Here is a 14,023-nt window from a genome sequence, read left to right on the forward strand (position 1 = left end):
GAACTGATAAGCTTGGCGCGCGCTGCTGGCCGCCCCGGCTGGCAGCTTCAACCCAAGCCTGGTCGTGAGTCGCGCCAGGCGTCCCGCAGCGGCACAACCGCATACGGGAGTATTCGAACTACACCGAGGAGTTAAACAGTGAAAAAACTGCTAGCGGCTTTGACGGTTGCTCTGCTTGCAACCGTCTCGATTGGCGCACACGCTAAAGATTGGTCGACAATCCGTTTCGGCGTTGACGCCAGCTACCCCCCGTTTGAGTCCAAGGGCTCCGACGGCAAGCTCGCGGGCTTCGACATCGACCTCGGCAATGAAATCTGCACGCGCCTGAAGGCCAAGTGCGTGTGGATCGAAAACGACTTCGACGGCATGATCCCGGCCCTGAAGGCGAAGAAGTTCGACGGCGTGCTGTCGTCGATGTCCATGACGCCGCAACGCGCTGAGCAGATCGCCTTCTCGTCGAAGCTGTTCAACACGCCGACGCGCCTCGTCACGAAGAAGGGTTCGGGCGTCATGCCGACGGCCGATTCGCTGAAGGGCAAGACGGTTGGCGTCGAGCAAGGCACGATCCAGGAAACCTACGCGAAGACGTACTGGGAACCGAAGGGCACGAAGGTCGTGCCGTATCAGAACCAGGACCAGGTCTATGCAGACTTGCTGTCGGGCCGTCTCGATGCATCGCTGCAAGACGCGGTCGAAGCTGAAATCGGCTTCCTGAAGACGCCGCGCGGCGCCGGCTACGAGTTCGCGGGCAAGGATCTGGTCGACGAGAAGATCCTCGGCAACGGCGCGGGCATCGGCATGCGCAAGGAAGACACCGATCTGAAGGCGAAGGTCGACAAGGCGATTGCCGACATCATCAAGGACGGTACGTACAAGAAGCTCGAGAAGAAGTACTTCGACTTCGACGTGTACGGCGGCTAAGCCAGTCACGCGCGCCTGACGGCGCGCTTGCCGGCTTGCAAGAACGGGCTCCGCATTACGCGGAGCCCGTTTCGTTTGCGGAGCCGCGAAGCCGCGGGGCCGTTTGGCCGCGCCGCCCGGACTGCTATCGGACCGGACACGCCTGCCCGCGTGCCAGGCGCTCCGCGCCGCGCCGCATAAGACCACGCGTCGCGTCATATCGGCTAAGATCGTGCGCTAGAGGCGCTGCGAAGCGGCCCGCCAATGACCGACCTTTAAATACCCTTTCCCCTTGTAATCAACGACATAGCGCGGCGCGCCCCAGATGCCCGCGGATTTGAAAACCATGCAAACCCAAACCCATCCGCTGATTGCCCCGACGCTCGGCACCGCCCGTAATCTGACGAGTTTTCACTATGGTCCCGGCGGCGGGCAGAAGATTTACATCCAGTCGTCGCTGCATGCCGACGAGTTGCCTGGCATGCTGGTTTCGTGGGCGTTGCGCCGCAAGCTCGCCGCGCTGGAAGGCGCCGGCAAGGTGCGCGGCGAAGTCGTGATCGTGCCGGTCGCCAATCCGATCGGCCTGAATCAGCACTTTCTCGGCCATCTGACGGGCCGCTTCGAGACCAACAGCGCGCAGAACTTCAACCGCAATTTCTACGAGTTGTCGGCGCTGATTCAGCCCGGCATCGAAGCGCGCCTGACCGACAACCTCGACGCCAATCGCACCGCCATCCGCGCGGCGATGCGTGAAGCGCTCGACGCGCAGGAGCCGGTCACCGAACTCGAATCGCAACGTCTGGCGCTGCAAAAGCTCTCGTATGACGCCGATGTCGTGCTCGATCTGCACTGCGACTGGGAAGCCGCGATGCACCTCTACACGAACCCGGACCTGTGGCCGGAAGTCGAGCCGCTCGCCTGCTATCTGGACGCCAAGGCGTCGCTGCTGGCGCTGAATTCGGTGGGCAATCCGTTCGACGAAATCCACAGCTTCTGCTGGTCGGATCTGCGCGGCCGTTACGGCGACCGTTTTCCGATTCCGAACGGTTCGGTCTCGGTCACGATCGAACTGCGCGGTCAACGCGAAGTGTCTTACGAGTACGCGGAACGCGACGCGCAGGCGATCATCGAGTACCTGACCTCGCGCGGCGTGATCGACGGCACGGCCGCTCCGCTGCCGGCGCTCGAATTCGCCGCCACGCCGCTGGCCGGTGCCGAACCGATCGTCGCGCCGATTAGCGGCGTGCTCGTGTATCGCTGCGAAGTGGGTACCTGGGTCGATGTCGGCCATGAGATCGCCGATATCGTCGATCCGTTAACCGATCGCGTCGTCACGCTGAAGAGCACCGTAGCCGGTGTGCTGTATGCGCGGCATTTGACGCGCTTCGCGACGGCCGGACTGGAATTCGCGCGCATTGCCGGTGCGAAGGCGTTCAGAAGCGGGTCGTTGTTGAGCAACTAAGGAACACCTGAAACCGCGCTTTCGTGGATTCATCCGCGAAAGCTGTGCGTGCAAAGCAGAACGCCCGCTATTTCAGCGGGCGTTCTGCGTTTACGGGTCTGTTGGGAAAGAACGGCTTGCTCAAAAGCGGCCGGAAAGCCGCCCGTCAATCCGCTCAGAAAGCCGGAATGATCGCGCCTTTAAACTGCGTGTCGATGTACTTGCGCACTTCATCCGACTCATACGCCGCGACAAGCTTCTTGACCCACGGCTTGTCGCGATCCTGCGCGCGCACGGCGATCAGATTCGCGTACGGACCTTTGAGGTCCTCGATCGCGATCGCGTCTTTCGTCGGCTGCAAGCCGGCCTTCACCGCGTAGTCCGTGTTGATCGACGCCGCGTCGAGGTCGTCGAGCGAGCGCGGCAATTGCGCGGCGTCGAGTTCCACCAGCTTGATCTTCTTCGGATTCTCGGCGACGTCGAGCGGCGTGGCGTTGACGCCGTTCGTGCCGACACCCGGCTTCAGCTTGATCACACCGTACTTCTGCAACAGCAGCAGCGCGCGGTTGCCATTCGACGGATCGTTCTGGATGCCGACCTTCGCGCCTTCCGGCAAGTCCTTGAGTGACTTGAACTTTTTCGAATAGAAGCCCATCGGCGAAACGTAGGTCAGCCCGACGTTGACGATCTTGTAGCCGCGCTGCTTGATCTGGCTATCGAGAAACGGCTGGTGCTGGAAACCGTTGGCGTCGAGGTCGCCCGAGTCGAGCGCCGCGTTCGGCTGCACGTAATCGTTGAATTCGACGACCTTCACATTCAGCCCTTCGCGCGCCGCCACCTTGGTCACGACGGACCAGATCTGTGCGTCCGGGCCGCTCATCGTGCCGATTTTCAGTTGTTTGTCATCGGCGTGCGCAAACGTTGCCGTCAGCGAAACGGCGGCAATAGCGAGCAGATTCTGGATGATTTTCCGGCGTTGCATGCATTTCCCCATAAGCGATTTTGATTGGCAGGTGCGGATCCTCCCATGCAGCGGATGCACCCGAAAACCAATCGTTTTTCACACGCTTATATGCACGATCTGGAAAAAGCTTATGCGCGGCGCGCCTTGCTTGATTTCAACAGGCAATGCTATGTGAGTGTCGCGCCGGCGCTACAGATTACAAAAATAAGCAAAGCTGTCACATACCTTACTCTGCGTTCCCTTAAATTTCGCTCCATCTCACGACCTTACCAAAGAGTAAGGGGTGGTGATCGCTTAATTTTTAATCGGAGAAAGTCTTGAACAAGAAAGTATTTGCCGCCGCTACTCTCGCCGTCTTCGCCAGCGCCGCTCACGCGCAAAGCAGCGTTACGCTGTATGGCCTGATCGATGCCGGTTTCACCTATGTCAATCATGCAGGCGCCCAAGGCAAGAGCCTCTACCAGTACGGCGACGGCGTCGCCCAAGCGAGCCGTTGGGGCCTGCGCGGCACTGAAGACCTCGGCAATGGCCTGAAGGCACTGTTCACGTTGGAAAACGGCTTTAACTCCGGCACCGGCGCGCTCGGCCAGGGCAGCTCGCTGTTCGGCCGTCAGGCATACGTCGGTCTGTCGCAGAACGGCATCGGCACGCTCACGTTCGGTCGCCAATACTCGTTCTCGACCGACTTTCTGGGCGGCGTGTACAGCAACGGCAGCCAGACCGTCGCGGGTAACTACGGCTATCACATCAACGATGTCGACCAGCTCACGTCGAGCCGCGTCAGCAACGCGGTCAAGTTCACCAGCGCGAACTTCGCAGGCCTGACCTTCGGCGGCATGTACGGCTTCTCGAACCAGGCTGGCGCATTTGCTGGCGCGCCGGGCGCAACCGGTTCGTCGTCGGTTTACAGCTTTGGCGTGAACTACGCGAACGGCCCGTTCGGCATCGGCGCTGCGTACACGGACATCCGCTACCCGGGTTCGGCATCGCCGACCACCTTCTCGACGACGCTCGCAAACTCGGCGATCAGCGGTACGGCTAAGGACCTGTCCACGGTCGGCGTCGGCACCAAGTACTCGATCGGCGCGGCAACGATGTGGGCCCTCTGGACGCACACGAACATCGAGCAGATCACCGGTCACATGACGACGTTCAATGCGTACGAAGCAGGCGGTAAGTACGCATTCACGCCGGCACTGACGGGCGCGCTGGGCTACACGTACATGCAATCGAAGGACCAGACCAACGGTCACTGGAACCAGATCGACGCCAGCGTCGACTACGCACTGAGCAAGCGCACAGACGTGTACCTGCTGGGCGTCTATCAGGCAGCTGCGGGCACGACGTCGAAGAATACCGGCCTGCAAGCGCAGATCGGTTCCAGCACGAGCAGCTTCCTGCCGGTAGCAGGCGCAAGCACGCAACTGGCAGTTCGCGCAGGCCTGCGTCACAAGTTCTAAGCGAGCCTTACCCTGCCGGCGAGGAACGCGAGTTCCTTGCTGTCCTGAGGTTTTGGAAAACGCCCTACGGGGCGTTTTTCTTTTGGGGAACCGGTTTTCGAGCAACCGACACGCCTCGGCAAAATCCCCTTTACCACCCTCTCCAGGCTGCGCTCGCGGCCTATGCGCATGCGATCTCGCGTCACCGGAATTAGCTCGTCCGGTCAAAAACAAGTAGATCCCAGCGTCATCTTGTATAGACATTAACGCACACATACCGACGTTCAAAGTGTATATACCGCCTTGCCGCGCGGCACACGTACGACCGCCAAACTTAGCCAGCACCCGCTGAAAACCGGCCTAAATTCTTACATTCTGCTAATAGCATACGAGAAAACCCCAGTTGCTTCGCAGAATATTGACCGGATATCTTGTATATACAAGCTGTGAAAACCAGCATCTCTCGCACACCAGACTCGATATGTCTAGACAACACTGACGCATCGAATACCAGACGCTGCGAGGGACTCGAACCCCAACACCCGGTGTCACGAACTACCCCTTGGAGATGTCATGAAGAAGCTTGCCCTGTGTTTCGCGCTCGCGGCCATCGCAACTGGCGCCTACGCAAAAGACTGGTCCACCATCCGCTTCGGAGTCGACGCGAGCTATCCGCCGTTCGAATCGAAGGGTACAGACGGCAAACTGACCGGCTTCGACATCGATCTCGGCAACCAGATCTGCGCGCGTCTGAAGGCTAAGTGCGTGTGGGTCGAAAATGACTTCGACGGCATGATCCCCGCGCTAAAGGCGAAGAAATTCGACGGCGTGCTGTCGTCGATGTCGATGACGCCGCAACGTGCCGAACAGATCAACTTCTCTGCCAAGCTCTTCAATACGCCGACGCGCCTCATTGCGAAGAAAGGCTCGACCCTCCTGCCAACGCCGGAATCGCTGGCGGGCAAGACGATTGGCGTCGAACAGGGCACGATCCAGGAAACCTACGCCAAGACCTATTGGGAGCCGAAGGGCGCCAAGGTCGTGCCGTACCAGAACCAGGATCAGGTCTACACCGACCTGCTCTCGGGCCGTCTCGACGGCGCCCTGCAAGACGCAGTGCAGGCCGACATCGGCTTCCTGAACACGCCGCGCGGCGCGGGCTTCCAGTTCGCCGGCAAGGACATCGTCGACGCGAAGATCCTCGGCAACGGCGCCGGCATTGGCCTGCGCAAGGACGACGTGGACCTGAAGGAGAAGATTGACAAGGCCATCGCCGACATGATCAAGGACGGCACCTACAAAGCCATCGAGAAGAAGTATTTCGTCTTCGACGTGTACGGCAGCTAGGCGATAACCAGGCACCTTTCGCCGGTCTACCCGCCGCATGCCATGGTTCAACGTCACTCGTGGCGCCGGCCCAGATCGCCGGCGCCGAACGGGGACGATGTGCAATCGAGGATAGCAATATATGTTCTTTCACGGTTATGGCCCGCTTCTCCTTGCGGGCGCATGGGAAACGATCAAGCTGGCTGTGTTGTCGCTGGCTGCAGCGTTCCTGCTGGGTCTCGGAGGCGCTGCGGCGAAGTTGTCGCCGAACCGCTTCCTTTCTCGGGTCGGCACGCTCTATACAACGCTGATTCGCTCCGTACCCGATCTTGTGCTGATGCTGTTGCTGTTCTACGGCATTCAGATCCTGCTCAACAATCTGACTGACGCCCTCGGTTTCGATCAGATCGACATCGACCCCTTCGTGGCCGGTGTCATCACACTCGGCTTCATCTACGGTGCGTACTTCACCGAGACGTTCCGGGGCGCCTTCCTCGCAGTTCCGCGCGGACAGCTCGAAGCAGGCTTCGCGTACGGCATGAGTTCGCGGCGCGTGTTCAGCCGCATCATGTTCCCGCAAATGATGCGCTTCGCTCTGCCTGGCATCGGCAACAACTGGCAGGTGCTGGTCAAGGCCACTGCGCTGGTCTCGATTATCGGCCTCGCCGACGTGGTCAAGGCCTCGCAGGACGCGGGCAAGAGCACGCTTGAGTTTTTCTTCTTCACGCTGACGGCAGGCGCGATCTATCTGGTGATCACGACGGTGTCTAACCTCGTGCTGATCTGGCTGGAAAAACGCTATTCGACAGGCGTCCGGAGGGCCGTACTGTGATCGAACTCGTCAGGCAATACTGGCAAGCCTACCTGTACACCGACGGTTACCGGTACAGCGGCCTTGTCATCACCCTATGGTTGCTGGTCGCATCGATCGGACTGGGTTTCTGCCTCGCCGTCCCGCTGGCGGTGGCCCGGTCATCGCGCAACCGCTTCATCTCCGGACCCGTCTGGCTCTATACGTATGTGTTCCGCGGCACACCGCTCTACGTGCAGTTGCTGCTCTGCTATACGGGGCTCTACAGTCTTCAGTTCGTCCACTCGCACGTTCTGCTCGACACGTTCTTCCGTAGTGCGATGAACTGTACGCTGCTTGCCTTTGCGTTGAACGAATGCGCTTACGCCACGGAGATATTTGCCGGCGCGATTAAATCGACCGCCTACGGTGAAATCGAGGCCGCTCAGGCTTACGGGATGTCCCGCTTCAAGCTCTACACCCGGATCATCCTGCCGTCCGCATTGCGGCGCGCGCTACCCAACTACAGCAACGAAGTCATCCTCATGCTGCACGCAACGACGCTCGCTTTCACGGCCACCGTCCCCGACATCCTGAAGGTGACGCGCGACGTGAACTCGGCAACCTACGCATCCTTTCAGGCCTACAGCATTGCCGCCGTGCTGTACGCCTGCATCGTGTTTACGCTGGTCTGGGCGTTTCGCAGAATGGAAACACGCTTGCTCGCGTTTTTGAAGCCGCAAGGGCATTGAACCTGGCTACCCTTAGCCAAGATGGAGTGTATCGAGATATGTATAAGCTGATTGTCGACGACCTGCACAAGAAGTTCGGTGACAACGAGGTTCTGAAGGGCGTATCGCTCAAGGCCAAGGCCGGCGATGTCATCAGCATCATCGGTTCGAGCGGCTCAGGTAAAAGCACGTTTCTGCGTTGCATTAATTTTCTTGAGCAACCTTGCTCCGGGCGCATTACCGTCAACGCAGAAGAGATCCAGACGCGGCCGGATCGGAACGGCTCCTTGCGGGTGAGCGATCACAAGCAACTGCAGAAGATGCGCACGAAGTTGTCGATGGTGTTTCAGCACTTCAACCTGTGGGCGCACATGACCGTGCTTGAAAACATCGTCGAAGCGCCCATCAGCGTGTTGGGATTGAGCCGGGCTGAAGCCGAGACGCGGGCTCGCAAGTACCTGACCAAAGTAGGGCTCAACGCCGGCATGGAAGGCAAGTATCCGTCCCACCTTTCCGGCGGCCAGCAACAGCGCGTGGCCATTGCTCGCGCGCTGGCCATGGAGCCCGAAGTCATGCTGTTCGACGAACCCACGTCGGCGCTCGATCCGGAACTGGTCGGTGAGGTCCTGAAAGTAATGCAGGCTCTCGCTGAAGAAGGCCGTACGATGATCGTGGTCACGCACGAGATGGGATTTGCCCGTAACGTGTCGAATCACGTGGTCTTTCTGCATAAGGGAAAAATTGAAGAAGAAGGCCATCCTCAAGACGTTCTGGTCAACCCGAAAAGCGAACGCCTAGGCCAGTTTCTTACCGGCAGCCTGAAATAACGTTGCAAACAACGTTGCAAACCGTCTCAATCCATGCGAACGACGTTGAACGCGGCCGCGTTCAGAACGGGCGCACTGCTACTGGATTAACTTAGGCATTTGAAGTCTGGTACGCTGCGCCCTTTGCTACCGATTGCATTGGACTCGATGGAAACTCCCTTCAACGATCGCGGCGTGTCAGTCACGCGCAACGCACTCTCGTCGGCCGGCCAGGTCTTTCCGCTGCGCGACATCGTCGACGTGCAAGTCGTCACCGTGCAGAAGAACAAAGCTCTGCCCCGCGCGATATCGCTGCTCGGACTCGTGGGCGCTATTGTCGGCGGGATATGGCGCTCGCCGGTCGGTATGGTGTGCGGCACGATGCTGGTCGTGGTCGGCTGGCTCACCTGGGCGACTCAGGACATCACGCATCGTCTGATGGTGCAGACCGCGAATGGTCTGCGTGAAGCGCTCATGAGCACCGACCGCGAGTTCGTGGAGCAGGTCGCCGCCGCAGTGCACGAAGCGAAGGCCGTCGCTGCGGCGCCCAAGGCCTGAAGAGTCGCCGTCCGTTTTATGCCGGGCGTGGCGCGTTAACACAAAATTGATTCGCGGCGCGGCAGCTTTTGCGCGTCGTTGAGGCGCGCGCCGCTAGAGTGGTTGAGTGTCAACAACGCGCGCCGCCTCGCCGAATCGGCGCAATCATGATGCTCACGTCCGTTGCAACGTCTGAATTCCCCCTCCCGCGCGCAGCACGGGAATCACGCCTGCCCCGTCGCACACATGTCGTCGTTCCGCTTGTGATTATCGACGTCACCGTGCCCGGCACCTCGTCGGCACATGGGCGGCGCGCGTTGCATGCCGCTCTCGGCGACGATCTGCGCCTCTACGTCGTGACCGTCGACCAGCAGCACGAGCGCGTGACCTTTCGCGTCGAAGTCACTTCGCGCACCCTCGACGACGTGATCAGCCTACTGACAAGCGCCCTCGACCGCGCCACGCTCGGCCGCGCTCAAGCCACCGTGATCCGCCGTCCGCGTGACTATTGACGTAGATCAATGCTTGCATGGGCGACTTGCTAGTCATCCCTTAGACCTTTACACATCTTTGCAATTGCCTGCGGGTGGCCGTGTAGAGTCGCCGCTCCTGTTATCGCGTGTTCCCTCCCGCAGGCCCCCGCAAGCGTTCCGGTTTCCCCGCCCACGCCGCGGCAATCCCGTAAGATTGCCGCCAGTGCTGTTCGAGTAGTCCAACCCACAGCTCACGATGCATCGCCTTCGCCAGGGACCCGCCTTTTTGCAAAGCGTGATCCTATGTTCCTGTCGTCTCTCGATGCCGCGCGCCGGCATGTCGGTTTCCAGTTTTGTCGTTCGATGGCAGCAGCGCTGATCGCTGCCAGCGCGCTCGCCGCACTGACCGGTTGCTCCGTCACCTTCCCCACCCCCACGCCGCCGGCCCCCAATGCTGCGCTGATCAATGGCGGCAACGACGGTCTGCTGATTCCGCTGCACGTGGAGCGTGCCGACGAAGACCACGCACGCCTCGGTCTGCCGGTCCAACTCGACGGCAAACCGGTGTATATGGCGCTCGACACGGGTACGCAAGGCACGCGGGTATTGAAGTCGGTGCTGCCCGGTTCGGGCTATGCAAGCGCCGGTGGCGTGACGTCGTTGTCGTTCGCGAACGGCGTGGAGATTCTCGGCTCGGCCGTGAAGGTGCCGTTCAGCCTCGCCGGCACCACCCCAACGCCAATCGCTGCGCAAGCAGTGGACGTCGTGCGCTGCCTGCCGAACGCGCGCAAGTGCGTCGGGATGGACGGCTATACCGGCGAATTCGGCTGGGCGTTTTCCGGCATTGTCGGCGTCGGCGCCGCGCAGCCGGACGATAGCTGCTGCACTCAACCGTTGCGCGCATTGCCCGGCAACATTGGCCAACGCTATCTGGTGCACGCGAACTTCACAAAGCCGTACATGGTGTTGAGCCCCTCGAGCACCCTTACCAATAACTACACGATGGTGCCGATGACAATGTCGAAAGACGGCACGGCGCATTGGCCGCGAGGCTGCGTGAATGTGGGCGGCAAGATGACATTCTGCGCGCCGCTGGTGTTCGCAACCGGCAGCACCGGCATGATCCGCCTCGAAATGGACAAAGCGCCCAACTGGGCCGGCGACGGCGATGTCGGCAATGTGCTCGATCAGGGTAACTACGAGACGGCCATCGGCACTGGATCGTGGGTGCACCGTTACGAGAAGGCGCAAGTCACGATCGTCAAGGCGAAGCCGGACGCTAACCGTATCGTGGTCGGTTTGATGGCCATGCAGAACATCGACGTGTTATTCGATTTCCCGCGTGGGCAGTTAGGGTTACATGCCGCGCAAGAGAGCGAACGATTCGCCCCGTGATAGTCGTCGATCGATAAAGAAAGGCCGTGCAAAAATTTGCACGGCCTTTCTCATCTGAGCAAGCGCCGTAGACAAGCGTGCTCGTATCACTCCATGCTGAGTGGATTCACGTGCCAGATATTGCGCGCATATTCGCCGATGGTGCGGTCCGATGAAAACTGTCCCATACCCGCGACGTTCTCAATCGCGCTCTCGGTCCATGCGCGCCGGTCGACGAAACGCGCATCCACTTCGTCCTGCGCTTTCGCAAACGCGGCGAAATCGGCGAGCACCATATAGTGATCGCCCCAATCCACCAACGTGTGGAAAATGTCCGAGAAGCGCAGCGGATCATCCGGTGAGAAGTAACCGGTGCGAATCTGATCGAGCGCCATGCGCAATTCCGGATTCTCCTCGTAGACTTGCCGCGGCCGGTAGCCGGTGGCGCGCAGGTTGTCCACTTCATCAGCGGTATGGCCGAAGATGAAAATATTCTCGCGCCCCACAGCGTCGCAGATCTCGATGTTCGCGCCGTCCATCGTGCCGATCGTCAACGCGCCGTTCAACGCGAGCTTCATGTTGCCAGTGCCTGACGCCTCGGTGCCGGCCATTGAAATCTGCTCGGAGAGGTCGGCCGCCGGAATGATCAGCTCGGCCACGCTCACGCCGTAGTTCGGCACGAATACCACCTTGAGGCGATCGCCGATCAACGGATCGTGATTGACCTTCTCGCTGACGTCGCCGATCAGTTTGATGATCGTCTTGGCCATGCGATACGCGGACGCCGCTTTGCCGGCGAACATCACCACGCGCGGCACCCAATCGCGCTCCGGATTCGCGCGAATCTGGTTGTAGCGCACGATCACATGCAACACGTTCAGTAATTGCCGCTTGTATTCGTGAATGCGTTTGACCTGCAGGTCGAACAACGCATCGGGATCGAAGTGCAGTTTGGTGTGATGCGCAAGCCGCTGCACGAGCCGCAGTTTGTTCTGCCGCTTCGCTTCATGAAAGGCGTCGATGAACGCGCTGTCGTTGCGCAGGTTGCGCAGTTGCTCCAGCTCGAACAGGTTGCTGCGCCAATGCTTGCCGATCTGCTGATCGATCAGCGACGACAGCGACGGGCTCGCCTGCGCCAGCCAGCGCCGCGGCGTGATGCCGTTGGTGACGTTCGTGAAGCGGTCCGGATAGATGCGCGCAAAGTCGGAAAAAATATCGCGCGTCATCAGTTGCGAATGCAGCTTCGATACACCATTCACCTTGTGACTCGCGACGATCGCCAGGTACGCCATCCGCACACGCCGCTGACCGTACTCGTCGACCAGCGAAATGCGGCGGATCATCTCGCCGTCGTGTCCCGATTGTTCGCTGACATGCTTGAGAAAGCCCGCATTGATCTCGAAGATGATCTCCAGATGCCGCGGCAAAAGGCGTGCGAGCATCTCGACGTCCCACGTTTCGAGCGCTTCGGGCATCAAGGTGTGGTTCGTGTACGAGAAAATCTTCGTGACGTGATGCCACGCCTTGTCCCACGGCTGATGATGAACATCCACCAGCAGACGCATCAGTTCGGGAATCGCCAGAACCGGGTGCGTGTCGTTCAGATGCACCGCCACCTTTTCGGAGAAGCGCCCAAACGTGCTGTGCGTGCGCTGATAGCGGCGAATCAGATCCTGCATGGTCGCCGAGACGAAGAAGTATTCCTGCCGCAGCCGCAGTTCGCGGCCGGCCGGTGTCGAGTCGTCCGGATACAGCAGGCGCGAAACGTTCTCCGACATGTTCTTCGTATCGACCGCGTTGCGGTAGTCGCCACGATTGAATGCGCCGAGATCGAGTTCTTCGGTGGCGCGCGCCGACCATAGGCGCAGCGTGTTGGTCGCGTCTGTCGCATAACCCGGAATGACGGTGTCATACGCGGTTGCGTTCACATGCTCGGTGTCGATCCACTCCACATGCTCGCCACGCTGCACCGTGCGGCCGCCGAAGTGCACCATGTATTTGATCTCGGGCCGCGGAAACTCCCACGGATTGCCCGCGCGCAGCCAGTAGTCCGGCGCTTCGACCTGCTCGCCGTCGACGATCTCCTGACGGAACATGCCGTATTCGTAACGGATACCGTAGCCGAAACCCGGAATGCCGAGCGTCGCCATCGAATCGAGAAAACAGGCGGCGAGCCGCCCGAGGCCGCCGTTGCCAAGGGCCGCGTCCGGCTCGATATTGACCAGCGTGTCCATATCGACGCCGAGATCCGCGAGCGCTTCCTTCACCTGATCGTGGATGCCGAGCGCCAGCAACGCGTTCGTAAACGTGCGGCCGATCAGAAATTCCATCGAAAGGTAGTAGACGCGTTTGACGTCCTGTTCGTACTGCAGGCGCGTGGTCTTCATCCAGCGCGCAACCAGCCGGTCGCGCACGGCGAGCGCCGCGGCGTGCAGCCAGTCATGGGGATGAGCGGTGACGGCGTCCTTGCCGACGCCGTACATCATGCGATTGGAAATTGAGCGCCGTAGCGCGTCGACGGTACTGTTGAGCTGGTCGAATTCCAGATCGACGGCTGTCATCGAAGCCTCCGGGGAAAAAACGACGCGACATACGCGAACCGCATAGATGACGGACGGGAGGCGCGTGCCGGTCAGGCGGGTTAGCAAACAGAGTACGACATTTTACGGCGCAGGGACACCGCCGAACGCGAGCGGGTGCTCATGCACATGCCATGCCCGCCGATATACGGGGCTTCGTGCATTTCACACGCATTGCGCGCACGCACGCGGTGCAGAGGCAGCGTGTGCGCGGCACTCGACGCGTGCATCGGCCCGCAAAACAGGCAGACGATGGCGCGCAATGAAAGCCGACTGCATGGGAGAGACAGCACGATTATCTTTTTCGACGTGTGACGTGCCGATGAATGCGTTGACCGGTTCGATACGTGGTCAAATCGGCGCGCCTCGTCTGCTGAACCGTTATGCCTAAGCGATATGCGACAACGCGGGGCCACGCCGATTCGAAGACGCCACACGGGCTTGACCGTTAGTTGCATTACGGACGCCCGATCAAGCACCCCGCCCTGCCGGCCTCCCAGCACGATTTCCACGTCTCTGTAACAATCACTTCATTCGCCGCGCGCGCCGTCCTGACCGCTGAACTCAAGCCCCGCGCTTCACGCCACGCAACCCTGCCGCCTGCACGCCGCCGTGCTGTCCCTTCGACACACATGGCGCTGCGGCATGCATAACCCGACGAGC

General features: G+C 60.4%; 12 protein-coding genes. 10 read left to right on the plus strand and 2 right to left on the minus strand.

The window, feature by feature from the left end; translation table 11 throughout:
* The first annotated feature begins 138 nt into the window (after positions 1–138).
* Both R8871_RS01825 and R8871_RS01830 read left to right on the plus strand, forming a co-directional pair.
* A complete protein-coding gene (locus tag R8871_RS01825) occupies positions 139–921 on the plus strand; it encodes an ABC transporter substrate-binding protein (RefSeq protein ID WP_175048782.1) in 783 nt (260 codons plus the stop codon).
* Positions 922–1,246: 325 nt separating this feature from the next.
* Positions 1,247–2,362 (plus strand): succinylglutamate desuccinylase/aspartoacylase family protein, encoded by a 1,116-nt coding sequence (locus tag R8871_RS01830; protein ID WP_175048783.1) that lies wholly within the window; start codon positions 1,247–1,249, stop codon positions 2,360–2,362.
* A 154-nt stretch (positions 2,363–2,516) separates the two neighbouring features.
* Here the strand turns inward: R8871_RS01830 and R8871_RS01835 are convergent, their stop codons facing one another.
* Positions 2,517–3,323, minus strand: coding sequence for a MetQ/NlpA family ABC transporter substrate-binding protein (locus R8871_RS01835; RefSeq protein ID WP_175048784.1), 807 nt, complete (start codon positions 3,321–3,323; stop codon positions 2,517–2,519).
* A gap of 299 nt (positions 3,324–3,622) precedes the next feature.
* Between R8871_RS01835 and R8871_RS01840 the strand changes: the two genes are divergently transcribed.
* From R8871_RS01840 to R8871_RS01875, 8 genes are all read left to right on the plus strand, one after another.
* Positions 3,623–4,765: a porin gene (locus tag R8871_RS01840; RefSeq protein ID WP_175048785.1), complete on the plus strand. Its 1,143-nt coding sequence runs from the start codon at positions 3,623–3,625 to the stop codon at positions 4,763–4,765.
* A gap of 552 nt (positions 4,766–5,317) precedes the next feature.
* Positions 5,318–6,091, plus strand: a complete 774-nt coding sequence (locus tag R8871_RS01845) for an ABC transporter substrate-binding protein (protein WP_175048786.1) — start codon at positions 5,318–5,320, stop codon at positions 6,089–6,091.
* Positions 6,092–6,212: 121 nt separating this feature from the next.
* A complete protein-coding gene (locus tag R8871_RS01850; protein WP_175048787.1) occupies positions 6,213–6,902 on the plus strand; it encodes an ABC transporter permease in 690 nt (229 codons plus the stop codon).
* Complete coding sequence (locus tag R8871_RS01855; RefSeq protein ID WP_175048788.1) at positions 6,899–7,612, plus strand: ABC transporter permease; 714 nt, start codon at positions 6,899–6,901, stop codon at positions 7,610–7,612. Before R8871_RS01850 ends, R8871_RS01855 begins: the two co-directional genes overlap by 4 nt.
* A 38-nt stretch (positions 7,613–7,650) precedes the next feature.
* Positions 7,651–8,418, plus strand: coding sequence for an ABC transporter ATP-binding protein (locus tag R8871_RS01860; RefSeq protein ID WP_175049937.1), 768 nt, complete (start codon positions 7,651–7,653; stop codon positions 8,416–8,418).
* Positions 8,419–8,565: 147 nt separating this feature from the next.
* A complete protein-coding gene (locus tag R8871_RS01865; protein WP_175048789.1) occupies positions 8,566–8,955 on the plus strand; it encodes a DUF6232 family protein in 390 nt (129 codons plus the stop codon).
* 146 nt (positions 8,956–9,101) lie between these two features.
* Positions 9,102–9,446, plus strand: coding sequence for a hypothetical protein (locus R8871_RS01870; protein ID WP_175048790.1), 345 nt, complete (start codon positions 9,102–9,104; stop codon positions 9,444–9,446).
* A 264-nt stretch (positions 9,447–9,710) separates the two neighbouring features.
* Complete coding sequence (locus R8871_RS01875; RefSeq protein ID WP_175048791.1) at positions 9,711–10,802, plus strand: hypothetical protein; 1,092 nt, start codon at positions 9,711–9,713, stop codon at positions 10,800–10,802.
* Between the two features lie 86 nt (positions 10,803–10,888).
* Here the strand turns inward: R8871_RS01875 and R8871_RS01880 are convergent, their stop codons facing one another.
* Complete coding sequence (locus tag R8871_RS01880) at positions 10,889–13,342, minus strand: glycogen/starch/alpha-glucan phosphorylase (protein ID WP_175048792.1); 2,454 nt, start codon at positions 13,340–13,342, stop codon at positions 10,889–10,891.
* Positions 13,343–14,023: the final 681 nt, after the last annotated feature.

It is taken from the genome of Paraburkholderia sediminicola, assembly GCF_902859805.1.
In the GTDB taxonomy this organism is placed as follows: domain Bacteria; phylum Pseudomonadota; class Gammaproteobacteria; order Burkholderiales; family Burkholderiaceae; genus Paraburkholderia; species Paraburkholderia sediminicola.